Annotated in this window: 23 protein-coding genes; 9 read left to right on the top strand and 14 right to left on the bottom strand. The window is 38.7% G+C overall.

Features of this window, described 5'->3' with window-relative positions; all coding sequences use genetic code 11:
* The gene (locus tag F565_RS0108725) at positions 1 to 540 is read left to right on the top strand and encodes a DUF4252 domain-containing protein (protein ID WP_020212838.1); all 540 of its coding nucleotides are present in this window, start codon (positions 1 to 3) and stop codon (positions 538 to 540) included.
* 177 nt (positions 541 to 717) lie between these two features.
* On the opposite strand, the gene F565_RS23305 is transcribed toward F565_RS0108725, so the two are convergent.
* The 7 genes from F565_RS23305 to F565_RS0108760 form a co-directional block, all read right to left on the bottom strand.
* A complete protein-coding gene (locus F565_RS23305; protein ID WP_262486811.1) occupies positions 718 to 849 on the bottom strand; it encodes a hypothetical protein in 132 nt (43 codons plus the stop codon).
* A 73-nt stretch (positions 850 to 922) separates the two neighbouring features.
* Positions 923 to 1,258: a HepT-like ribonuclease domain-containing protein gene (locus F565_RS0108735; RefSeq protein ID WP_020212840.1), complete on the bottom strand. Its 336-nt coding sequence runs from the start codon at positions 1,256 to 1,258 to the stop codon at positions 923 to 925.
* The gene (locus F565_RS0108740; RefSeq protein WP_020212841.1) at positions 1,251 to 1,550 is read right to left on the bottom strand and encodes a nucleotidyltransferase family protein; all 300 of its coding nucleotides are present in this window, start codon (positions 1,548 to 1,550) and stop codon (positions 1,251 to 1,253) included. Before F565_RS0108740 ends, F565_RS0108735 begins: the two co-directional genes overlap by 8 nt.
* 36 nt (positions 1,551 to 1,586) lie before the next feature.
* Complete coding sequence (locus F565_RS0108745; protein ID WP_035643001.1) at positions 1,587 to 2,030, bottom strand: sterol desaturase family protein; 444 nt, start codon at positions 2,028 to 2,030, stop codon at positions 1,587 to 1,589.
* Between the two features lie 11 nt (positions 2,031 to 2,041).
* The gene (locus tag F565_RS0108750; protein ID WP_020212843.1) at positions 2,042 to 2,881 is read right to left on the bottom strand and encodes a phytoene/squalene synthase family protein; all 840 of its coding nucleotides are present in this window, start codon (positions 2,879 to 2,881) and stop codon (positions 2,042 to 2,044) included.
* Positions 2,878 to 4,377, bottom strand: a complete 1,500-nt coding sequence (locus F565_RS0108755) for a phytoene desaturase family protein (protein WP_020212844.1) — start codon at positions 4,375 to 4,377, stop codon at positions 2,878 to 2,880. The genes F565_RS0108750 and F565_RS0108755 overlap by 4 nt, the downstream gene beginning before the upstream one ends.
* A gap of 68 nt (positions 4,378 to 4,445) precedes the next feature.
* Entirely contained in the window at positions 4,446 to 5,342 is an 897-nt protein-coding gene (locus tag F565_RS0108760; protein ID WP_020212845.1) for a MerR family transcriptional regulator, read from the bottom strand.
* Positions 5,343 to 5,935: 593 nt separating this feature from the next.
* On the opposite strand from F565_RS0108760, the gene typA reads away from it, so the two are divergent.
* On the top strand, positions 5,936 to 7,732 hold the full coding sequence (typA, locus tag F565_RS0108765; RefSeq protein ID WP_020212846.1) for a translational GTPase TypA: 1,797 nt from the start codon (positions 5,936 to 5,938) through the stop codon (positions 7,730 to 7,732).
* A 93-nt stretch (positions 7,733 to 7,825) separates the two neighbouring features.
* On the opposite strand, the gene F565_RS0108770 is transcribed toward typA, so the two are convergent.
* The 5 genes from F565_RS0108770 to F565_RS0108790 form a co-directional block, all read right to left on the bottom strand.
* Positions 7,826 to 8,221, bottom strand: a complete 396-nt coding sequence (locus tag F565_RS0108770; RefSeq protein WP_026299967.1) for a hypothetical protein — start codon at positions 8,219 to 8,221, stop codon at positions 7,826 to 7,828.
* Positions 8,222 to 8,288: 67 nt separating this feature from the next.
* Positions 8,289 to 10,616 (bottom strand): T9SS type B sorting domain-containing protein, encoded by a 2,328-nt coding sequence (locus tag F565_RS0108775; RefSeq protein ID WP_020212848.1) that lies wholly within the window; start codon positions 10,614 to 10,616, stop codon positions 8,289 to 8,291.
* A gap of 18 nt (positions 10,617 to 10,634) precedes the next feature.
* Positions 10,635 to 11,474 (bottom strand): ABC transporter permease, encoded by an 840-nt coding sequence (locus tag F565_RS0108780; protein ID WP_020212849.1) that lies wholly within the window; start codon positions 11,472 to 11,474, stop codon positions 10,635 to 10,637.
* Between the two features lie 9 nt (positions 11,475 to 11,483).
* The gene (locus tag F565_RS0108785; RefSeq protein ID WP_020212850.1) at positions 11,484 to 12,389 is read right to left on the bottom strand and encodes an ABC transporter ATP-binding protein; all 906 of its coding nucleotides are present in this window, start codon (positions 12,387 to 12,389) and stop codon (positions 11,484 to 11,486) included.
* Positions 12,390 to 12,606: 217 nt separating this feature from the next.
* On the bottom strand, positions 12,607 to 14,469 hold the full coding sequence (locus tag F565_RS0108790) for a hypothetical protein (protein WP_020212851.1): 1,863 nt from the start codon (positions 14,467 to 14,469) through the stop codon (positions 12,607 to 12,609).
* Positions 14,470 to 14,664: 195 nt separating this feature from the next.
* Here F565_RS0108790 and F565_RS0108795 point away from each other — a divergent pair, with 195 nt between their 5' ends.
* The gene (locus F565_RS0108795; protein ID WP_020212852.1) at positions 14,665 to 15,237 is read left to right on the top strand and encodes a hypothetical protein; all 573 of its coding nucleotides are present in this window, start codon (positions 14,665 to 14,667) and stop codon (positions 15,235 to 15,237) included.
* 100 nt (positions 15,238 to 15,337) lie between these two features.
* Here the strand turns inward: F565_RS0108795 and F565_RS0108800 are convergent, their stop codons facing one another.
* Positions 15,338 to 17,821 carry a DUF5686 and carboxypeptidase regulatory-like domain-containing protein gene (locus tag F565_RS0108800; protein WP_020212853.1) on the bottom strand — a complete coding sequence of 828 codons (2,484 nt, stop codon included), beginning with the start codon at positions 17,819 to 17,821 and terminating at the stop codon, positions 15,338 to 15,340.
* A gap of 214 nt (positions 17,822 to 18,035) precedes the next feature.
* Here F565_RS0108800 and F565_RS21390 point away from each other — a divergent pair, with 214 nt between their 5' ends.
* From F565_RS21390 to F565_RS0108830, 6 genes are all read left to right on the top strand, one after another.
* On the top strand, positions 18,036 to 18,416 hold the full coding sequence (locus F565_RS21390) for a hypothetical protein (protein ID WP_020212854.1): 381 nt from the start codon (positions 18,036 to 18,038) through the stop codon (positions 18,414 to 18,416).
* 60 nt (positions 18,417 to 18,476) lie between these two features.
* Positions 18,477 to 19,373: a cation diffusion facilitator family transporter gene (locus tag F565_RS0108810; RefSeq protein WP_020212855.1), complete on the top strand. Its 897-nt coding sequence runs from the start codon at positions 18,477 to 18,479 to the stop codon at positions 19,371 to 19,373.
* A 10-nt stretch (positions 19,374 to 19,383) separates the two neighbouring features.
* Positions 19,384 to 19,959 carry a cytochrome b/b6 domain-containing protein gene (locus F565_RS0108815; RefSeq protein WP_020212856.1) on the top strand — a complete coding sequence of 192 codons (576 nt, stop codon included), beginning with the start codon at positions 19,384 to 19,386 and terminating at the stop codon, positions 19,957 to 19,959.
* Between the two features lie 66 nt (positions 19,960 to 20,025).
* Complete coding sequence (locus F565_RS0108820; protein ID WP_020212857.1) at positions 20,026 to 20,814, top strand: NYN domain-containing protein; 789 nt, start codon at positions 20,026 to 20,028, stop codon at positions 20,812 to 20,814.
* A gap of 21 nt (positions 20,815 to 20,835) precedes the next feature.
* A complete protein-coding gene (locus tag F565_RS0108825) occupies positions 20,836 to 21,144 on the top strand; it encodes a hypothetical protein (RefSeq protein WP_020212858.1) in 309 nt (102 codons plus the stop codon).
* 118 nt (positions 21,145 to 21,262) lie between these two features.
* Positions 21,263 to 21,499, top strand: a complete 237-nt coding sequence (locus F565_RS0108830) for a hypothetical protein (protein WP_020212859.1) — start codon at positions 21,263 to 21,265, stop codon at positions 21,497 to 21,499.
* 293 nt (positions 21,500 to 21,792) lie between these two features.
* Here F565_RS0108830 and F565_RS0108840 read toward each other — a convergent pair whose 3' ends face one another.
* A complete protein-coding gene (locus F565_RS0108840) occupies positions 21,793 to 24,264 on the bottom strand; it encodes a DUF5686 and carboxypeptidase regulatory-like domain-containing protein (protein ID WP_026299969.1) in 2,472 nt (823 codons plus the stop codon).
* Positions 24,265 to 24,268: the final 4 nt, after the last annotated feature.

Genomic DNA, 24,268 nt, shown 5'->3' on the forward strand with positions numbered 1-24,268 from the left:
ATGAAACGTACCATAGCCTTATTAGCCCTTACTGCCTTATTATTAACATCGTGCAACGGTAAGCCCACGCTGCAAAAGTATTTTGTAGATAAAGCCGAAGACAAAAACTTTTTAGCGGTAGATATTTCGCCAAGCTTTATTAAGACCGATAAACTACAGCTTACACCAGAGGAGGAGACAGCATTAAAATCGCTTAAAAACGTTAACATTATAGCTTTTAAAGCCAATGATAAAAACGTGGGTGCTTATGAAAAGGAGCTTGAAGATGTGAAAAAGATTTTAAAAGACGATAGTTATGAGGAGCTTATTAAGTTTAACCGTGGTGCTACCGGTGCCTCTATAAACACTAAGGGCGAAGGCCAGGATATAGAAGAGTTGGTTTTGTTTGCCAATGATAAAACTAATGGCTTTGGTGTGGTGCGCGTTACCGGAGAGAATATGACTCCAAATAATGTGATGACTATAGTGGGCCTGCTGCAAAAAGCCAACCTTGATATGGAGCAGCTTAAGCCACTAAAAGCAATGATAGAACGAAAATAGATTTTTTAAAATATAATAAATCCCTTGTAATTAAAGTTGCAGGGGATTTTTTGTTTGGGATAGAACGATTTTACTTCCAATCTCTAATTTCAATTTTCAAATCTTCGATAGTTTTAAATCTTCCATTCTTAAAATCATCTTCCGACTGATCAATACGCCTGTTTAATTCTTCAACTGTCATAGGTTTAAAATCAGGCTGAATTTTTTGGTTTCCTTTTTAAGTAATTTCTCAAGTTGGATAATTACCTCTTCGCTTTGAAGCTTAAGGAATGCCTGCACAAATTCTATTTTTCTTGATTGTAAATCCATGGTCACTTCTTTTTTTCAAAAATACAAAATTAATTGAAAGTAATATATTTAGTTTTTTGACTACATGCAATCATTACTCAAGCAGTTTTTCTATTTCAGTTTTTAATATAGGAATTTGTTTGACTACAATGCCCCAAATAGTTTCATCTGATACGGAATCATATCCATGAATAATCCTGTTTCTTACGTCTACAATTTTTCGGGAATTTGAAATATCTAATGTGTCTGATTGTTTAAGTATACGGCTCATAGCCTCGCCGATAATTTCAAGATTTCGCTCTACAGCCCGTTTTGTCCTGATGTCTCTTTTGTAATAATTAAAATCATGAGGAATATCTATAAAGAAGCTTTCAATTTCGAGAATTGAATTGTGGATATCAAAAAGCCAGGTTTTAACATCTTTATCCATAAATCAACTGACGTTCTTTTTCAAGGCTTTGCCTAAAGTATGGATTTTTTATAGCTGTTTCTTCAAGAAGGTCAACAGGGCGTTTAAGAATTTCCTGTAGGGAAAATTTAAGATCATAATAATTATCTCCGTATTCTAAAATTTCCTGTGGTTGAAAATCTACAACCAAATCTATATCACTATCATCATTAAATCTGTCTGTAAGCACAGATCCAAAAGCATATAAAGATTTAACTTTGTGACTTTTACAAAGTTTATTAATAGCATTTATATGATTTTGTATAAAATTCATATTCAAAGATATAAAATCTATTGATAAATTAGCTTGCTACTTCTTAAAATACTTTAGCGGAAACATCAACATGCCAAAGCATTCGCCCTGGTCTTTACCTAAATGCTTGTGGTGCATTTTGTGGGCACGGCGCACGGCCTTGCCATAGCGACTGGTGGCATTGCGAAATATTTTAAAACGCTGGTGTATAAAAATATCGTGTACTAAAAAATAGGTAAGGCCGTAGGCAAAAATACCCAGCCCAATGGCAAGGCCTATTTTTAAAACATCATACTGCCATAGCAGGAAAAACCCAATGCTTATAACAGCGTAGAATATAAAAAAAGTGTCATTACGTTCAAACCAGGAGTCGTGGTCTTTGCGATGATGGTCGGCATGCAGGCTCCATAAAAAGCCGTGCATAACGTACTTGTGGGTAAACCAAGCCATGAATTCCATCATGAAAAAAGTGAGGAAAAAAACTAATATATAAAGCCACATAGCGGTAACTATTAAATAAATTTAAAACGGTAATCAAGATAGCATTTAGCAAGCAATGTTAGCTTTTGGTAATCAGGCACCCGGATTCGGGTATTTTTAATTTCCAGTGGCGGTGTATTTTTAAGCTTGGTAAGTAACTTTTTGTAATATACATAAGCGGTATAAACACCAAATTTAGCTTCGGCAGGCAACTGCACAATACCTTTATAACCTTCGTGCAGGTCGGCTTCAATTTCTTCAACAATAGCCCTTTTGGTGGCATCGTTAATTTCGTCGAGGTTAAGGGTAGGGAAGTAGTTACGCTCCAGCCCTTCCATATCGGCCTTAAGGTCGCGCAAAAAATTTATCTTCTGAAACGCTGATCCCAATCTCATTGCCGGGCCTTTCAGCTTTTCAAAACGTTCAGCGTCATTAGCTACAAATACCTTTAGGCACATAAGCCCCACAACATCGGCACTGCCGTAAATGTACTCGTTATATTCGGCAAATGTTTTGTAATTTTTCTTAACCAGATCCTGCTTCATACTCTTCATAAAAGCATCAACCATCTCCCGCGGAATATTATAGCGGATAGCGGTAAACTGAAATGCATTGAGAATAGGATTTAAGCTAATACCATTTCTCAATGCGTCATCAAGATCTGTTTCAAGAAGCGAAAACAACCACTCCTTATTGTAGTCATGAAAAGAATCTACAATTTCGTCGGCAAGTCGCACAAAGCCATAAATATTGTAAATGTCCTGCCTTATTTTAGGCGATAGCATTTTTACCGCCGTAGAAAACGAGGTACTGTAGGCACGGGTTACATTCCGGCTGCAATCAAAAGATATAGTGTCAAAAATAGATTTCATACTGTTGATTCAGTTACGGTTTTTTTACTTAATCCGGTATTTTGCTTATTTATTAGTCCTGCAACCAGCTTGCCCGAAATTAAGGCAGGGGGCACGCCCGGCCCCGGTACAGTAAGCTGCCCTGTAAAGTATAAGTTTTTTACTTTAGGGCTTTTAAGCTTGGGCCTTAAAAAGGCGGTTTGCAGCAAAGTATTGGCAAGACCGTATGCATTCCCTTTATAAGAGTTGTAGTCTTTTACAAAATCGTTAAGGCAAAAAGAGTCCTTAAACAATATGTCACCTTGTACTTTCTGGTTGGTAAGCCTCTCAAAACGTGTAATTATTTTCAAGAAATATTGTTCCCTTAATTTCGGTGTATCTTCAATTCCCGGTGCAAGAGGGATAAGAAAAATTCCTGCTTCCTGACCTGCCGGTGCTGCATCTTCATCTGTTTTAGAGGGAAAGCTTGCATAAAACAAAGGCTCATCGGGCCAGCGTGGAGTATCATAAATATCCCTTGCGTGAACATCAAAATCAGTATCGAAAAAAAGTGAATGATGTTCTACATTATCTATTTTTCGGCCAAAGCCCACGTAGAACAATAACGATGATGGGGCAAAGGTTTTATTGTCCCAGTATTTTTCAGAATAGGTACGGTCACTTTCATCAAGCAGCGTTTCACCGTGATGGTAATCGGCTCCGCATACCACAACATCTGCTGGTACACTTACACCATTAACATCTATAGATTTTACATTCCCATCAATACTATGTATTTTTGTTACATTAGCATTAGTATGAATAGTTACCCCAAGCTCTTTAGCCAGTTTAACCATACCCTGTACTACGCTGAACATTCCGTTTTTAGGATGCCATGTTCCAAGGCCAAAATCGGCATAGTTCATAAAACTATAAAAAGAAGGGGTATCGCTGGGTTTAGCGCCCAAAAAAAGCGCAGGGAATTCTACTATCTTGACCAGCTTTTCATTTTTAAAACGCTTTTTAGCATCGCGCGATATATTACTTAAAAACTGGCCTGCTTTAGTAATTGTTTTTGGCGTAACTAATTCCAGAGCAGATTCTCCGGGACGGTAAACCAAATCTTTAATAGCAATATCATAATTACTTTTAGCTTCGGCCATAAAATCCAAAAGCACCTTACCGCTTCCGGTTTCTATAGCTTCAAAAGTAGCCGCAATAGCTTCGGGGCTATCGGCAATGTTTACAAAGTCGCCATCGCCAAAATATACGCGATATGCAGGTGCCAGCTTTATAAGGCTGTAATAGTCCTGCGGAGTCTTATTAAAATCGGCAAAAAAACGTTCAAAAACATCGGGCATCCAGTACCATGTAGGGCCCATGTCAAATGTAAAACCATTTTTCTTTAGTTGTCTTGCCCTGCCACCTATTGTCGCATTTTTTTCGTATATTGTAACAATATTTCCTGCTTTAGCAAGGTAGCATGCTGCCGCTAAAGATGAAAATCCTGAGCCAATTATTTTTATATCTCTTTTCATATCTTGTTTAGCAAAAATAGGTTAATTGTTAAACAAAACAATTCAAATGTTGCTTAAATGTTTGTTAATTAGAGGGTGTCTGCAAAATCTTTTATATTATTAAAGGTTTTAATCTTAGTGCTAATTTTTGCATCTACGCCGGTAGCTGTTCTTCCAAATACATATAACTCTGTATGTTCGTCGTTAAGCACCTCTTTTGTCATTGTTTCAATATACCGATTTACCTCTGCGTGGTTGGGCTCCAGCGTAATATATGTAATATAGGTAACATTGTCAAAATAGTTTTTAACGTCTTTAACCCCTGCTATAGAAACATTTTGTCCTACATAAATGGCTTTATATCCGTTAAGTATAAGTTCGTAGTTAAGTAACATAAGGCCTATTTCATGTACCTCACCCTGCGGTAAATACAATGCAAACACCCTGTCTGTTTTTATGGGTGGGGTAGCCTGTATCTTTTCGGTATTTGCCGCAATCTTTTGTTTAATGAGGCTGCTTATAAAGTGTTCATGAGCCGGTGTTATAGTGTCTGTTTGCCATAATACGCCTATTTCTTCCAGTAGCGGTATAAAACAGCCGTAAAATATTTCTCTAAACGATTTTTCGTTAAGCAGGCTGTTATAGGTGTTAAAAAATAATGCCTGGTCAAAATTCATCATAGCCAGTTTAAAATTATTTATTACGTGGCTGTTTAATGTTTTGTTAGAGAGTATTTCCCTTACCATTACAGGTATTTTTTCTTCGGCTAACTTTGCAATGGTGCTTATCTTGTACCCAAAAGAATGCAATGCGCATATATTAAGCAGCTTTTGCAGGCTATGCATATCATATACCCTTATGTTGGTATCTGTACGCATAGGTTCAAGAATGTTATATCTTTTTTCCCAGATCCGTATGGTGTGTGCTTTAATACCCGACAGGTTTTCCAGGTCTTTAATAGTAAATACATTCTTTGGAGTGTTCATGCTTTTAGGGTAAAAGTTAAACAAATGTATTAAATTATCATTCATTTTGTTCTGCTTTTGTGATTATTTTGGCGGATAGCTATACAGCTTTTACTAATTTTGGAATATAGTGATGGTGGTGATTTTGTGTAACGTTTTAATTGTAAGGTTAATAAAATGGTTACTTTTTTACAGATCATAATCCGGTAGTTAGTCAGGATATATCTGTATTTTTATTTAAACATGCCTGCATTTGAGGGATGCATACATGTTGTTTATAGTTTTTACGATATTTAACAGAGGGCGGTTTTGTAAAAAAAATGTTAATGTTTTTAAGTGAATTTTAAACTAATGAAATACAGCAACTTGGTACCCTATGTAGAGCTAAAATAAAATTTGATAAATACATTCTACTTTAATTTTATGTACAATTTACACTGTACTCTAAATTTATTTGTGAGTCTTATAAATACTGTTTGTGTAAAGAAACCATTATTAAATGTGTGCCGGCGCAATACATTTATTACTAATATGATAACCCTAAGCTAATACACTCGCATTAAAGTTTTTTTTCTCGAAAAAATATGTACCTTTGCAGCTTCAAAAAAAGACTGATGGCTGATATTAGAAACATTGCAATTATTGCCCACGTTGACCACGGTAAAACTACGCTGGTTGACAAAATTATGTACCATTGCCAATTGTTCCGTGATAACGAGAACACAGGTGACCTGATACTTGACAACAATGACCTGGAACGCGAGCGTGGTATTACCATTACCTCTAAAAACGTTTCTGTTGTATATAAAGGTACTAAGATCAACATTATTGATACCCCGGGTCACGCCGACTTTGGTGGTGAGGTAGAGCGTGTTCTTAACATGGCCGATGGTGTTTGCCTTTTGGTGGATGCTTTTGAAGGCCCAATGCCACAAACGCGTTTTGTACTTCAAAAAGCGTTAGACCTTGGCCTTAAGCCTTGCGTGGTTATTAATAAAGTAGATAAAGAAAATTGTACTCCGGAAGAAGTACATGAAAAGGTATTTGACCTGATGTTTGAATTAGGTGCAACCGAAGAGCAATTGGATTTCCCAACTGTTTACGGATCGGCTAAAAACAACTGGATGTCTGATGATTTCAGGAACCAGACCGAGAACATTGAGCCATTACTTGATATGGTTATCAATAATGTACCTGCACCAAAAGTATCTGAAGGTACTCCGCAGATGCTTATTACTTCATTAGACTTTTCTGCATTTACAGGCCGTATCGCTATTGGCCGTTTAGAAAGAGGTGTTTTAAAAGAAGGTATGCCTATCTCTCTTGTAAAAAGGGATGGTACGGTTACAAAATCAAGAATTAAAGAACTACACACTTTTGAAGGTCTTGGGCGTAAAAAAGTACAGGAAGTAATTGCAGGAGACATTTGTGCGATTATTGGTGTTGAAGGTTTTGAAATTGGAGATACTATCGCTGACTTCGAAAATCCTGAAGCATTACAAACTATCGCTATCGATGAGCCTACAATGAGTATGTTGTTCACGATTAACGATTCGCCTTTCTTTGGTAAAGAAGGTAAATTTGTAACTTCACGCCACATTAGGGATCGTTTAACCAAAGAGTTAGAGAAAAACTTAGCGATGAAGTTAGGTGAAACTGACTCTGCTGATAAATTTATGGTTTTTGGCCGTGGAGTACTACACTTGTCTGTTCTTATCGAAACGATGAGAAGGGAAGGTTACGAACTACAAATTGGTCAGCCTCAGGTTATCATCAAAGAAATTGACGGTAAAAAATCTGAGCCTATAGAAGAATTAACTATCGATTTACCTGAAAACCTTTCTGGCCGTGCTGTAGAGTTTGTAACTATCCGTAAAGGAGAGCTACTTTCTATGGAAGCTAAAGGTGAGCGTATGATCGTTAAATTTAATATTCCATCTCGTGGTATTATTGGTTTAAGAAACCAATTGCTTACAGCTACTGCAGGTGAGGCTATTATGGCTCACCGTTACATTGGCTATGAGCCTTACAAAGGCGAAATACCGGGACGTAACAATGGTTCATTAATATCTATGGAGAATGGTAAAGCTATTCCTTACTCTATTGATAAATTACAGGACCGTGGTAAATTCTTCGTTAACGCTAACGACGAAATTTACGAAGGCCAGGTTATTGGAGAAAACAGCCGTAGCGATGATATGACTGTAAACGTAACTAAGATGAAAAAACAATCTAACGTACGTTCTTCAGGAAATGACGAAAAAGCAAGGATTATCCCTCCAATTATCTTCTCTCTTGAGGAAGCTTTAGAGTACATCCAAAAAGATGAGTATGTAGAGGTAACTCCTAAGAGTCTTAGGGTTCGTAAAATTTACCTGAGCGAAACCGACAGGAAACGTTACAAATTCTAATCTTTTAGATTATAAATATTGAAAAGTCCCGCCATTGGCGGGACTTTTTTTTATATATTTTCGGGTTTTGATTAAATGAGAAGTAGGAGATGTTTACTTGCTACCTGAAATTTTTTTCGTAAAATTTACCTTTAAGTTGGATTTTCGTATTCCTAATCCTTTCCAAAAACCTGCCGGATATTTTAATTGAAGGCTATCCGGTTTACCCATCCAGCCATTTGTAAGGTTTAGTTCGTACCCCTCATTAAGTTTTTTGTATTCTGTAGAATTAACAGCCATCTCGTCCCAGTCACCTTTAAATTCAAGGCTATCCATCGAGGCCGGATAATAACCATGCCTTAATTTATATAATTCGATAAGTGATATGGCAGTTTTAAAATGCTGGTCGCCAAATTTCTGATTTGCTTCCTCCTCAAATTCCTTCATTTTTTGAGTGCAGCTGCAAAGCAACAGGGTGGCGAGTAAGGAAATAAGTAGTAATTTCTTCATAAAAACTGGTTAGTTAAATTTGATGCGAATATAGCAAGATTTAAATATAAACCAACTTTAATAGAAATTACCGTATCAACGCAAAATGCCCTTTTACGGTACGTCCGTCTTCAAGTGTAATAACAAACCAATAATCTGTAGCGGGGAGTTTGCTCCCGTTTAAAGTACCGTCCCAACCTAATGACGAGCCATTAAAGTTTTTTATCAGTTTGCCAAAACGATCATATATTATTACAGATATTCCGGGGCGGTTCCTCATAAAAGGAAGTGTCCACAGTTCGTTTATAGCATCCCCGTTTGGTGTAAAGTATTTAGGGTAATCTAATACGATCACTGATTTTTTTAGTATTGGGCCACAACCATTTTCGTCTTTTATATATACTGTATATTGTCCTGCCGATAGGTCATTAAATACGGGGCTGTCCTGATAATTTATACCATTAAGCGAATACACATAAGTGCCAACTCCCTGAGGGGTAACAGTAATAGTGTTGTTATCGCCCGTAAAATCATCTATCCTTATTTCTGCATCTGTAGCCTGTCCTGATGCTTTAACTGTAAAGGTTTTTGTTCCTGTACAATTAAACGTATTAGTTACCGTAACTATGTAAGTTCCGGGCTGTACAACGGCAAGTGTTTGGTTTAATATAGGGGGGGTGGTATTCCAGGTGTAAGATGTAAAGCCTGAGCCTGCATCCAACAAGATGCTATTTACATTTTGGCATAAAAACAGCTCTTCATCCCTTAGGGAAGTACCAAAAGAATGTACCACAAGTTTAACCTGTGCAGTACCATAACAATCGCTGCCACTGCTTATGCGGGCATATAGTGTTTGGTTGTATGCAATAGTATTTGTAAAATCCTGCGGGTTTGCAATACGATTTGTAAACGTTAGAGCATCATTATAAGTTGGGTAATAATCTACGTTTACGCCTGCCGGTAGCGCAGCAGTAATTTGAGCAGATGTAGTGGTAAGGTTAAAGGTTGTAAAACCATCATCATTACCATCGGTATCGCATTCTTCAACCACGTCAGGATCAGTAACCGTATTGGCAGATGTTGCCAGTGTTACCGTAGCAATACCCACGCAGCCATAGCGGTTTTGCATCCTTACATAAATATCCTGATTTGCGCTTGTGTTGCGGTATGGGGTATTAGCAGGCAATTCGTTAGTATTAGCCTGAGCATCGCTAAGCCCTGCAAAATAGTTAACGCTGCTAAGGCCGGGCTCGCTGTTCTGTACCAGTTCGCCGGCCTTTATTAAATTGAATGTTGTAAGGCCATCATTGTTATCGTCGCATTGTAAAAGGGTATAGGTGCCCAGGGCTATTGCAGGGGCATATTCCAGTTTAATGTTGCCCGTTGCAATGCAGCTTGGTGTAAAAGTTACTTCTACCTTATAATCTCCTGCCGGCGTTGCATCTATAGCAGGATTTACGGTATAGACGGCATTTGTAGCTCCGGTTATTGCGGTGTTGTTTTTATACCACTGATAGCCGGTTGCGCTCGCCGTTGTAGCATCTATGTTAAAGACCTCGCCATCGCATAGGGGGTTAGATGTAGCTAACAGTCTGTCCGCTCCCAGTTCTGTCTCCATATTAAAACTGCCGCCGCCTATAAATATGGCCGAATCATAGCGGTAGTTGCTTTCATCGGCAATTACAAGCTTTATATGGTAGCGTACTCCGGCGGTTACGCTTGCGCTTGCTGTTAATACTGCTGTTTGCCCATTAAAGTTTGTAGGATGCTCCTGCCCGTTAAACGCTCCAAAATATTGCTCGTTTATTGCCGGGCAATTGCCTGGAATATCAGGGTGAACAGATGTTACTTTTACAGGTGTATTTGTTCCCGGTATTACCGCAAGGTTTTGATATGGATTTGTACTGCCGGCTTCTTTAAGCAGGAATGCAAACCCATCTGAATAGCGGCAGGGTGCATTATCATGATACTCTTCAGACGACAGCATGTAATCGAAACTAATGTGGTTAGAGAGTGGAATAAAATCAAACTCTAATACTGTTGCATTTACAGAGTTATTTAAATCTAACGCTGCCTCAAGGTCGCGGTCGCCCACCCAGCTGCTGTCGTTACCATCGTCTAATAGTGAGGTGTTAGGCCCCTGTGCCATAACAGCCCTGCCCGTACTCAAAATAATACCGTTGGCGAAAGGGAAACCCGATCCGTTGCCGGAAAAGTAACCATAACTTTGCGCGCCATTAATTGTAAAACCTGTAGCAGAAATATTTGATACCGATGCACAGGCATTATTTATAAGCACATCTTCTACAAGTTGTTGCGGAGTATAAGTGTCGTTAACCTGTATGTACTGTGCTGATGCTATTGTGCTTAACACTAAAAGCAGCAGCGTAATGCCGTAGTGAAATCGTGTAATCATAGAGGGCGCAAATATACTTTACAAATCCCTCTTTTTCAAAATCCTATATGACATTAACATAAATATAATGGTCCATACTATAACTACTATAACATTGTCCCAGTGAATACTGTAGTCTTTAGGCAGGGCATTGGCATTCATTTGTGTTTCTATAGCTTTATAGGCCTTAAAACGTGTAACAGGTTCTACTATAAGGTTGCTTATAGAAATTAACGGAAAGTATCCTGTTACCTTATTTGTAAGGTCCATATTGTTGAATACTTTGTTAAGTAAGAAACCGTATGTAATCCACTCGGCTAAGTACCATACCACTATAAAACCAATAGCAAATGCCGACCTTTTTATTAATATACCTGCAAAAAGACAAAATGAAAAGAATGCCAGCAGGTCTAAAAAGAAGGCACCTAAGTAAGCAATATCCTGAAATACTATAGAGATTTCTGTAAAGGACGAAAAGCTATACCCCAGTATAAGTGTAAGCAGAAAAATAAAGACTGTAGATGAAAGCGCAAACAGGAAAACTACCAGGAATTTAGATTGTATAATTTCTTTTTTGCTTAGCCCGTCTATAAGGTTTTGTTTTAGCGTGCCATAAGTATATTCGTTAGCCATCATAGACACTATTACTATAGCAAGAAATGCCTTTAAGTATACAGCCACATACGTATTAAAATGCCATATATAAGGGAAGTTAAAAATACCCTGATCGGCTAATTTAAATTCCATTCCAAAGAAATCCAGTTTTACAGATGCAATTAGCGCTATAAAAGATAGGATTATAAAATAAGAAAGTATAAGTACTTTACTCGACCTGTTTTTCCAGAGTTTCTGGAATTCTATACTGATTAGTCGTTTCATGGCGGTAAATTATTTTTCTGGTTGGTTAGATGTTAACTGGATAAATTGTTCTTCGAGGCTGTTTTTGCGTTTAACCAAATGATTTAAATATAAACCATTAGTTGCTAAATAGCGGTTAAGCTCGGCAGCCTCAAGAGAGCCTTTAAGGTATACGGTAAGTTTACCGTCGTGTGGCTCTATTTTATCTACCGCTGCATGCTGCTGTAGTAACGCGGTTAGCTGTGCATTATCATCAGCCTGAAGTTCAAAAAATCCTTCGCTGCTAATCATCCCGTTTACAGTACCGGTATACAATATCACTCCTTTGCGTAATACCACTACGTGGCTGCACACTTTTTCTACCTCGTCAAGCAAGTGCGAAGCAAGTAATATGGTAGTTCCCTGAGAGGCTATTAGTGTTATAATATCCCTTATCTGGCGAATGCCCTGTGGGTCGAGGCCATTGGTAGGCTCATCTAATATTAATATTTCGGGGTCGTTAAGCAGGGCAGAGGCTATGGCAAGGCGCTGTTTCATACCCAATGAAAAATTACGAAATTTGCTGTCTTTGCGTTCCAGTAAGCCTACAAGAGCCAGTTTTTCGTCTACTTTGCTTACGGGCGCACCTTTTATTTTGCATACCAGCCTTAGGTTATCATAAGCGCTCATGTATGGGTAAAAGTTAGGGCGTTCTATAATGGCACCCACTTTTTTAAGGGCATCGTGCGTTTCTGTAGTGCCGCCAAACCAACTGTAAGTACCGGCAGTTTTGTTTACTACGTTAAGCACTATACCCAGGGTGGTACTTTTACCACTACCGTTAGGGCCTAAAATGCCGTATACATTGCCCTTTTGTATCTCGAAAGAAACATTGTTTACAGCGTGTATTTTGCCAAACCTTTTATGAAGTCCGCTAATTGATAATATCGTTTCCAAAATGTGTGATTTATTGGTTGTTAAAGGTTAGACGATAACACCTCACTTTTGTTACGGATATTTGTTAAAATAAAATAATTTGCAATAAGCAATTGGCAATAAACAATTGGCAATAAGCGATGGCAATAAGAAATAAGCAATTGGCAATAAATAGACAATAAGCAATTTAAAAGTTCCAGCAACTACAAACTACAAACCACAAACCATCAGCTAATAACTACTTATATGGCACAACATCGGGTTTGCCCACCTGGAAATCAGGCAGTATGATATCATTGTTTTGCAATGTGTTTGTCCTGAATACATTGTAACCACGCCCCGGTAAGTTTGGCGAGAAAGAAAATGAAAGCTGAAAACTATTGAATATAAGGTAGTCATTATAAATAAGGACTCCTATGCCTATTGTACCGTATGCTTGGCTTTCATAAAATTTCTTAGCTTCGGTACTAAGTACTCCAACAGTTAAATTTGCGAAAGGATTTATACGAAAGCCAAGCACATTCCACGGAGAGTAGGATTGTGTTTGCAGCGTAAGCACAAATTTTTTAGTACCCTGTACCTGCTTTTCGCTCTGGTAAATACCCAGCTCATTTACAAGGTTAAGCTGATCTGTAATTATGGGCAGGCGATGATCGCCCAGGATAAGTGCCGGTTTTATAAAATGCCTGAAACGCCACTTACCCCAGTTACGTATATTGGTAAAATACAGCATTTCCAGGCTAAGGGTAGTCTGGTCGGTACGGTCGCCATAAAAAAAGGAGCCTACTTGTATATTAGCGCTAAAAAATCCCCACTTGTAATAGTTACCCCAGGCATACCGCCCGCCCAGGTAAAGGCGCCGCTCGTTATTTTTATCCTGTACACCAAAGGTTGCACTATATACTTTACCAATAGGTATATCCTCTACAATGTCATAATTAAAAAGGAATTTATCCTGCACGAATTTTCGCGATGTCAAACCTATGCTGCCCATATAAAACCGCTCGTTAGAGTAGTAACTTATAGAGTCATATTCTATAGTTGGCCTTTCGCTGTATAGTCTTGCAAAATATCGGGCCGTTGTTACAAGCCTTGTAGTACGGTTTTCTTCGCCGTCGCCCTTATAGATCTGGAATGCATAACCACCCCAAATGTCGTGCATGTTAGATTTAAAAACCTGTTCTTTCCACTCTTCCTGCGCGTTAGGTAATGAGTCGCGCTGAAACCGCGACTCTACATAAACCCCGCCTGCCCACTTGGTATAGGCTGAATAAAAGTCGCGCTCAACATCAATACTCTTAAGTGAATTATAGCTTTGCCATATCTGGTATTGTACGGTGGTGTTTATGTAAGTGTTCATGATATTGGGCACGCTGTACCGGGCAAGGTATGCTGTCTCGCCGGTATTAAAACGCTTGTCAAAATCATTTTCGAACTCATGGCCAAGGCCAAAAAAGTTCCTTTCGGTAATTTTAATTGAGGTGCCGGAGCTGGATGCCGACCCATTGGGGATAAGGCTCCAGGAATCGAGCACACGTATGTAAACGTCTACCGAATCTTTAGTAGTGGCGATTGTTCTTGGTGTAATGTTAACCCGCCTTACATAGCGCTGCTTACGTATTAAACGTTCAGAGTCGAGTACGAGAAGTGAATCGAGTGGTTTATTACGTTTAAAAAGTAGCAGGTTACGTATAGTAAGTTCCTTGGTTTTTAAATGTATACGATTACCAAATCGTTCAACACCATTATTTGGTTTGCGTGTAGTATCTGTAACCGAGTTACCAAAAGGATCGAGCGTTTCGATAATTATCTTTCGCACTATCTTACCCTCATATCTTTCATAAGTGTTTAAAAGCTCCGGAGTTTTATTTTTTATGTTTTTACGTGTTGTAGAAAGCTTTTGTGGCTGTACCGACCTGAATATTAACTTGTGTAAAAACTTTGTAAATTTTTTGCGCTTGCTGTAATCTTCCAGCTGCTGGTACATTTGGTCGCGCCTGTCTTTTACGGTATCTTTAGGTTGTACAGGCTTGTCCTGTGCCCGCAGGGGCGCTATGGCAAAAAACGCCAGCAGTATTAGCAGCCTGTAATGTAATGTCATTTTATATCCCTCCAACTATTTACTGCGAAAATAAGGTAATAAAGCTCTAATAAAATCCTAAAGCGGGCTTAATACCTCTAATTTACAATAGATTTAACAAGACAAACGTAGTTTTTATTTTCTACATCGTCCTATGTTTTTAAAGCATATTATAACCCGTAGTTTTTTATAACTTTGGCGTTAATACAAATTATTATGGGACTTGATATTTTAGTAATTACAGATAATTTTGAACAGATTGTTAACGGACATGTAAATGAGTATACTGATGTTTCTAATGAGCACAGCCTGAGCAGGACCTTTTGCGACTTTATGTGTCGCAGGGTAATTGTAGAGCATACACCCGAGCTGGATCAAATAGGCAATATAACAGGAGTAGACATCATTCCGTTTTATGATATGGAGGCATACCCTGACCAGGAAGGCCTGGAGTTTTTTCTTGAAACTGCCGAAAGCGAAGAGGAGCGCATGCAAATTTTAGCCGAAGCCGAAACTGATAAAGCCAAAGTAAGTAACAATATAGATTTGATCTTACAAATACTATCAGTACTTATAGAGCGGTTAAGCACCATAGATAACCTGCCGGATTTATTACTGGAAACGGATGTAGATACCCTTAATAACGCAACTTACTTTGCCGATTTCAATATTGATAAAGGTGAAGGGTACATAGGTAATAACTTTGGGCAGGACCTGCGTAATTTTAAACGTTTTCTTGAGTATGCAAAATTACATGGCAGTAATACGGTTTGGTTTGAGTATAATTAACATAAGAAAAAATTAAAGAAGCCTGCAATTATTAAGTTGCAGGCCTTTTTTTAATCTTTCAGGATATGTCTGTCATTTCCTGTTTATTATCTGGATATCACTACTCCAGTATATTTAAAAATTTAAGGCCAAAAACAATACCATCAGTTTGGTAACCGCCCTGGTAAGCACGCACATAATCTATGCGCAGCATCCTGAATTTTCCAAAGCCTATGTTATCAAACCCGGCGGTAAATTCCTGGTATGGTTTATTATCGGGAGTAGCAAGGGCATGGTAACCCACAACAAGATTCCATTGCAGCAAATTAAGTACCGGTATCTTGTTCATAATGTAGCCTTTAAAGTTATGTTCAGCATGTAACTCAACGTAAGCATCGTTAGTACTGTGGGTATAATACGGCATCAGGTTAAATACATTAAGGTATCTTTCTGTCATACCTATATGGGTCTGGTTACCGTTAAAATGCTTGTAGTCTACAAACGATATCCCATCGGCATTAAAAAATTTACCGGCCTTTAAGTTGATGCCAAAATCTCCTTTGTTACCTATAGTAGTATTGTATGTTGTGCGTGCTGCTATAAAATCGTACTCATAGTTTTTTTCGCTTCCGGCAAAAGCCTTTTCATACTGCAACGATAAGGTAGGGTAGTTGCTATTGCTTACGTTAAGCCTGCCATCGGGGCGGGTAATGTATTTTTGCCCAAAACGGATGTTTGCAATAACACCGGCTTTCGCTAAATGATGCGTATCAAAAGCGGCAAACTCATCTGTTTCCGGCATCAGCGGATTGTTAGATGTATAATCATCGTTAGCATCTTTAATTAAAACCCAGTCGGCATTATTAAACAACGCTTTCCTGCGCGAAAATTCACCGTAACCTGTTAACGTTAAGCCTGTAAAAGCTTCCTGGCTATATTGTATGCGTGCAAACGTTTTATCGTACAGCTTCATGTAATTGTCTTTAAAAAACAACGTGCTTATAGAGTTTACAAGAGGTGTTATAGGTTCGGCAGGGTTAAACTGTGTTGCCACGCTACCTCCAAAAACACTTATAGTAGCATAGTTTTTCCTGTTAAAGCGGTGGCTAAAACTACCCTGCACACGCAGGCGGTCTTCAGCAAAACCGTAATTAAATTTAGTGCCTATGTAGGTGTACTTTCCGGTTTCCTCGTCATATTTATTAAAAGAGAATCCTGTGCCTACGCTCCATCCCTGCACCGTATTGTAACTTAAAGAACCAATATCTAAAAGCCCGTCATACGTAAAACGGGTTTTCTTAAAAGAGTTATGGTAGCTATAGCCTGTAAGTACATCAAAAACCTTAAATTTATTCGACTTTTTATCAATCGAGTCCATATAAGTTTTAGAGGTGTGTAGCGTTTGTATACTGTCTTTCTTTACATAATCTGTAACTTCTTCATCCGTTAATGGTATTGGCCTTATAGTATTCCAATATGTTGAGTCTTTTTTGTTAGACCCTTCCTCTACAAAAACGATCTCTTTGCCAAAGGTTTTTTTATCAAACTGGTCATGAAAAACATAGTTGGTATATACGTGGGTAAATTTACCGGTAAAGGTTATGCCAAACATACCTGCTTTAAAATCAAAGCTCTGTGAGTTTTTTGCCCAGATGCGGCTCGTGGTATTGTAGCTGAAATTCTGTTTCAGGTTTAGCGTTTCCATAACAGGTTGTTGCGAGCGGTAGCCTTTAATATCTACATCTATGGCATAAATGGCCCAGCTGCCCTCTACAATATAAATATACCCTTCAAAAACAGGCTCTTTATCACGGCGTGGTATCAGTTTTATCTTGTTTATCTGGTTGTTGTTCTCGTCAAAAAATGTCCCTTCAAGCTTAAACTTATAATAGTTAAAGGCATTGTTAGATAGTGGCGATACCATATTGATGTTAAAGTCTACATAATTATTATAGAAATTATAGAACGTTCCAAGGGCGGTATTGTAACTAAAACCCCTGTCGTTACCACTTATTTTAGAGGCTACTATGCGCTCTTTAATATTGTTAGGCTGCTCAAAAATAATGTGCGATACGGTTTCGCTCAGGTATAAAATACCACTGCCGGTACTGTCTACCATACCTTCGGGAGCTTCTATCTTTTGCCCGAATATCTTTTTAGGCAGGTCTTTTACCCTAAAGATACCTTTAGAATAAAAGTCGGCTTCAAACTTACCCGTCTTTTCAGAATTTTCTTTTTTGTGGGCAATCGCCTGGCGCATTACAGCATAAGCAGGGTCTTCGCTGTTAGAGATCACCACCTCGTTAAGCTCATAATTTTCGTCCTCAAGCTTTATGTCCAGCGCGTAAGGAAATGAAGCGATATTTACAGGGACTTTTTTAGTTTTAAAACCTATCGACTGGAATATTACATTGTACTTCCCGGTCTGGCGCAGGTTAAGTTCATACGTGCCTTCTTCGTTAGATGTTGTACCCGTGTAGGTATTCTCTATCGTGATGCTTACAAAGGGGATTCCCTCGCCGGTGGCCGATGTTACTTTGCCCTTTATTTGCGCACTGCCTGCCAGTCCTGTTAGCAGTAATAATGCGATTAAAAATTTGTACATTGTGTTTATTGATTAAGATTGGTTACTTGGTATAATGGTACAGACGTTTTGTGTTAACAAAAGGTTGCATGTACGTTAAAAAATAATTGGTTATTGTATAACGAAGCCTGCATTATTTTCTTACAAAAAAAATTATTGCATAAAAATAGATGTTAATTGCAAAGTTTGTGTGCCATAGCTTGAAATTGTTACCGTTTACTTTTATTTTTGCAGAATGAAAAAAATAGGGCTGTATTTTTTAGTGATAATTATTGCCGCTTATAATACAGGCCTGTATGAGCTTGCCAAATTACCCGCGTTCTTTATTCATTATACCGAACATAAAGAGCAACAGGCTACTATAAACATTAAAGATTTTATTGTCATGCATTATTTAGGGCACGACCTTAACGATAATGACGATAAAAAAGACAACCAGCTGCCTTTTAAAAACTACCATGCGCCCTCGCACCCCAATCTGCTTTTTGTGCCGGTGCAGCATAATTACACGATACCATTGGCATTTGCCGAAACCATAATTGATATACCTTACCAACCCGTTTTTGCTCCCGAAACAGCATCATCCATATACTTCAGGCCTCCCTGTTGCTCATAGTTTGTAGTTACTGCCCTTATATTGGCACATAAAAATTATTAAACTATTAAAACCATTGTTATGGAACAACCCGTTAACAACCCTGCTACCAAGGCAGCATTGAAAACTACGCTTACGGGTATTATTGTAAGCCTTGCACTGGCTGTAATTAAGGCATTGGGAGGGATATTCGGTAATTCGTATGCGCTTATTGCCGATGCGATAGAGTCTACCACCGATATTATAACGTCGAGCCTCCTGTACATAGGCCTTACCTGGTCGTCTAAACCAGCAGATAAAGAACACCCTTACGGGCATGGCAAAGCCGAAGCGCTTATTGCATTGGGTATTGCCCTTGCGCTGGTAATTGCAGCCGTAATAATAGGTATAGAGAGTATACATAACATTCGCACACCACACGAGTCGCCAAAGGCTTTTACCCTTTTAATACTTGGAGGTGTTATCCTTACCAAAGAATTATTGTACCGTTACGTGATTAAAACGGGCAACGAGATAAACAGCGGTGCGGTTAAGGCTGATGCTTTTCACCACCGTAGTGATGCCATAACATCGGGGGCAGCATTTATAGGTATTACTATAGGGCTTTGGGGAGGCCCCGGCTATGAAGTGGCCGACGACTGGGCTGCGCTGCTTGCGGGTGTCATCATCACAATTAACGCTTATCTCATTGCACGCCCTGCCATAGGCGAATTGCTTGATGAAGAGCTTGAGCCACAACTTAACGAGCAGGTTAAAAAACTGGCTGCCGAAGTAGCGGGTGTAGAATTTATAGAAAAATGCTACATACGCAAAATGGGACTTAAAAGCCATGCCGATATGCACGTATGGGTAAATAAAGACCTTACCGTAGAGCAGGGGCATACCATAGCCCATGCCGTGCAGGACCACATACAGGAACAACTGCCGCAATTTGCCATTATAAACATACACATAGAGCCAGCCGGTACTATACACTAAAATCACACTTATGAGAGAAACACGTTTTAACCTTGCCAGCCGCCTTATACACTGGGCTATAGCTTTTGTTTTTTTATATATTTTACTAACGGTATTACTTCGACTGGGGTGGATGAACAAAGGCCACATGGGCGATATTATACAGGAGAATTTAGCCAAGGACGGCATTAATTTAGATAAGGATGCCGCCGGAACGCTTGCCAAAAAAGTGCGCCGGCCAATGTGGGAAACGCATACCATTGCCGGTTATGTTCTGGTAGGCCTCTATGTTATAAGGATGATAATTAATTTTGTACAGGGCTTTGGGTTTGAGAGTCCGCTTAAAGCAGGATTGTCCGGCTATAAGAAATTCAAGTCGTGGGTATATGTACTATTTTATATATGCCTTGCAGGCTCGTTGGTAACAGGCCTTATAATAGAATTTGGCCCGGACAGCATACACGATGTAAGCGAAGAAATTCATAAACTGTCACTGTATTATATGATAGCATTCATTGCTGTACACCTTGTGGGAGTTGTTATAGCCGATGGTACTAAAGAACGCGGTATTATCTCCAAGATTATCAGCGGCGACAGGCCATTGTAGGCATGTTGCATTGCAACGTTTCTACGGGATTAAAATTAATCTTGTACCTTTATATAAAATTATACCATGAACAATATAGAAGATCTCCGGATGGCCGTTTTAATAGATGCCGACAATGTGCCTTATGCGAATGTAAAAGGTATGATGGCGGAGATCGCTAAATATGGTACGCCCACCTTTAAACGCATTTATGCCGACTGGACCAAGCCAACCGTTTCGGGATGGAAAAAAGTGCTGTTGGAAAATGCCATAACGCCGGTACAGCAATACAGTTACAGCACCGGAAAGAACGCTACCGACAGCGCCATGATAATCGACGCTATGGATATCTTATATTCGGGTAAGGTAGATGGCTTTTGCATAGTTTCCAGCGACAGCGACTTTACACGCCTTGCCACCCGACTGCGCGAAGCCGGTATGAAGGTTATTGGTATGGGCGAAAAGAAAACTCTTATCCCTTTTATAGCTGCCTGCGATAAGTTTATTTACCTTGAGATATTGGGTAAATCAGAAAAAGAACATGAAGATGAAAAGGAGCACGGAGAGGATAAAGACTCGGGAGACGAGAAAGGTACTGCCGCCGCGCCAACTGTACCTAAAGAAACTATAAGTGTTGTAGATAAAAAACTTATAAAGCTTTTAAGCCACAGCATTAACGACCTTGCCGGTGAGGATGGATGGGCGTTCCTGGGCGACCTTGGGAATTTTATCCTGAAAAAACAACCAGATTTTGACCCGCGTAATTATGGTTTCCCTAAAATGATAGCGCTTATAAAAAGCATCGACAGGTTTGAGGTAGATGAGCGCGATACAGGAAAAAGCAACCGCAAGCATGTATTTGTAAAAAATAAATAACAAAAGAAATTGCCTTACAGCATGAAGAGGAAAGTTAATGAGGAGATATTAAGGAAAGACAGCTCCGTTAATAAAGTACAGTTTGACAGGGAATGGTTTTACTCCATTAAAGATATGGCCGATTACCTCAGCGAAGACTTAACAGGTGTAGAATATGTTACCCTGCCCATGGTTATAGATGAGCTTACTTATAATGTAAAATGTGCTACATGGGAAGATATTACACGCTTTCTTCAAAAAGAGCCTCTTGAAGATTTTAGGGGGAGCGTGTTGAAAAATAAAAGTTTATTAACGGCAAAACCTGCAGCTAAGACAAGGAAGAAGAAGTAGACTGCTAATCTTTCACATTATAAATAATACCTTCATAATCAAAATCAGATTTGAAATTTTAAGTTAGTAATTAAACTATTATCTTTGGTATGCTGATATTAATTAAAGCGATATTATCATGAAACAATTAGTAATTAACGTAAAAGACAATAAACTGTCTTTTTTCTTAGAACTGATAAGAAATTTTGATTTCATTACGGTAGAGGATAACGCAGATTGGTATTCTTCGCTTTCGGTATCCCAAAAGCAATCTATCGAAAAAGGTCTTGAAGATCTTAGAAATGGAAAGACCAGGACAAATGCCGAAGTGATGGATTCAGTTAAGACTAAAATTCAAAGTTTAAAAGATCGCTAATGAATATTATATGGTCTATAAGTGCTCTGAAATCAATTATTTAGATATACTTGAGCAGGTTTACGAAAAGTGGAATTTGAAGATAATGCAGCTGCTTGAAAGTCAGGTTAATGATCTTTTAAATAAAATCTCAATTCATAATCATATCTGTCCTGTATCAAAAATTACTGATTTACATAAATGTGTTGTTAACGAACATATTTCTATGATTTATAAAATGAAAAATAATTTCATAGAAATCGTTGCTTTGATATTCAATCAAAGTAATCATCAATTTTAATTAATAATCAAATCTATTCCAAAAAGTCTATAAAAGTTAGCCCAAGTATTACCCCGTTTTTCGATCTGCTATTGCCATTTATCGAGTGAATATAGTCTATACGCAGCAGCCTGAATTTACCCCAACCCACGTTGTCTAAGCCTATAGTAGTTTCCATGTAAGGTTTTTGTTCCGGTATTGCAAGGAAATGGTAACCTGCTACAAGATAGTAATTCAGCTTTTCAAGCACAGGTATAGAGTTCGTTAAATACCCCTTAAAGTTGTGCTCTAAGTGGGCTTCAAAATACTGATCGTTAGTACTGTGTGTGTAGTAGGGCAGCAGGTTAAATACATTTAAGTACCGCTCTGATTTACCCACATACGTTTGGTTACCGTTAAAGTGCCTGTAATCTGTAAAGGCAATATTTTTCGAATTAAAAAATTTACCCGCCCTTAGATTTACGCCCAGTTCTCCTACATCGCCCATAGCAAGGTCGTAGGTTACGCGTGTAGAAAGATGGTCAAAATTATAATCGTTAATACTTGCAGCAAAGCCTTTCTCATATTTAAGGTACAGGCTTGGGTACTTGTCATTACTTATCGTTTCCCTTCCGTCAGGCCTTGTGCGGTAGGTTTGCCCAAAGTTTATGCGCGTTGCAACAGATGTTTTTAGCATATTGTGCTTTAAAAAAGCCGGGGCATCATGGTCTTCCGGCAATAACGGATTATTAGACAAATACGGGTCATATAAATCTTTAAGCGTACTAAAATTTGTATTGTTGAATAACGATTTTTTTCGTGTATACTCAAAACTACCAAATAATTTAATACCGTTTAGCACCTCTTCCTCATACTTAATCCGAACAAAATTATTATCAAACAGCTTCATATAGTTGTCCTTAAAGAAAAGGCTGCTAATACTGTTTACAATCTTGTTTATAGGGTTTTCGGGGTTAAACTGTTCTATGCTGCTACCGCCTGTAAGGGTAACAATACGTTTGCTGAAATTGTTGAACTTATGCGAAATGGTACCCGTTGCCCTGAAACGTTTTTCGGCGAAACCATAATTAAGATCGGTGCCAATGGTAGTGTAGGTATTATTGGGGTGAAATTTAGTATAGTAAAAACCCGGTGCAAAAGCATAAGCCTGTACCGTATTAAAGCTTAAACGACGTATAATGCCTGTGTAGCTTGCCTCCCAGTTTTCGGCAGTATTGTGGTAGGTATATCCTACAGGTATAGACGTCCATTTAAAACGGTTACGCTGCCTGTCGGTACTGTCCTGGTAGGCTTTAGTACTACGCAGTTCTTCCAGTTTTTCTTTCCTGAAATAATCATTACGCTCCTGTGCTGTTAAAGGAATAGGGCGAATGGTGTTCCAGTAAGCAGCAGCTTTTTTATTAGATTCAGGTTCAAAATATTGTATTTCGGGGCTAAACCAGTTTTTATTAAATCCCGGCTTAAAATTATAATTACTGTACACATAGCTAAACGTTCCGTCAGATTCTACACCCAGCAAACCTATGTGGAAATCTATAACCTGAACATTTTTACTCCACAGTTCCTCTTTGGCATTGTAGCCAAAAGTCTGCCTTATGTTTATACGGTCTAACAGGGGCTGTTTTATGGCGCTTCCTGCAATGCCCAGTTCTGCTGCCGATATTTCTCCGGTGCCTTCTACTATATAAATATATCCGTCTAACGATGCCTGGTTTTCACGTTTAGGCATAACCTTTATTTTATTAATGGTCTGTCCGCCGGCATCAGTAAAAGTACTTTCAAGGGCATAGGTATAATAATCAAAAGCATTATAGGCAATAGGCGATATAACGCTAACTTCAAACGGAAGGTAATTAGCATAGAAGTCAAAGTCGGCGGCATCGGCATTATTATAGCTAAATTCACCTGCTTCGCCACTTACCTTGCTGGCAATAACTCGCTCGTTTATTTTACCGGGACGTTCGTATTTTATTTTAGAAACTGTTTCAGATAAATATAAAATACCATTACCACTACTGTCTACAGATGCACCAAGGTCGCCTATTTCCTGACCCAGTATTTTTTTAGGCAGGTCTTTCAATGTAACCACACCACGCGAGTAAAAATCAGCTTCATACAATGCAGTTTTTTCTGCATTGGCAGTACGGTTTTGTATGGCGTTTGCAATAATAGTATTGGCAGGATTGCCCTGGTCTATCACTAACTCTTTAAGTTGGTAATTTTCGGGATCGAGCGTAATATTCTGATTTTGGGATGCGCCGCTAACGGTAACTGCCACCTCTTTAGTTTTATAGCCAATAGATCTTACTATAAGCGTTTGTTTGCCTTTAGCAACTGCAAAGCTATATTGCCCATTCTGGTTGGCAGAGGTGCCGGTATAAGTACCTTCTACAGTAATAGATGCAAAAGCAACAGGCTCGCCATTTTTAGCGGTTACCTTACCCTTAAGCTGCGCAAAGGCAGGCAGGGCAAACAGGAACAATATAATAACGGCAGCGTGTTTCATGTAA

It is taken from the genome of Flavobacterium rivuli WB 3.3-2 = DSM 21788, assembly GCF_000378485.1.
Lineage (GTDB): Bacteria > Bacteroidota > Bacteroidia > Flavobacteriales > Flavobacteriaceae > Flavobacterium > Flavobacterium rivuli.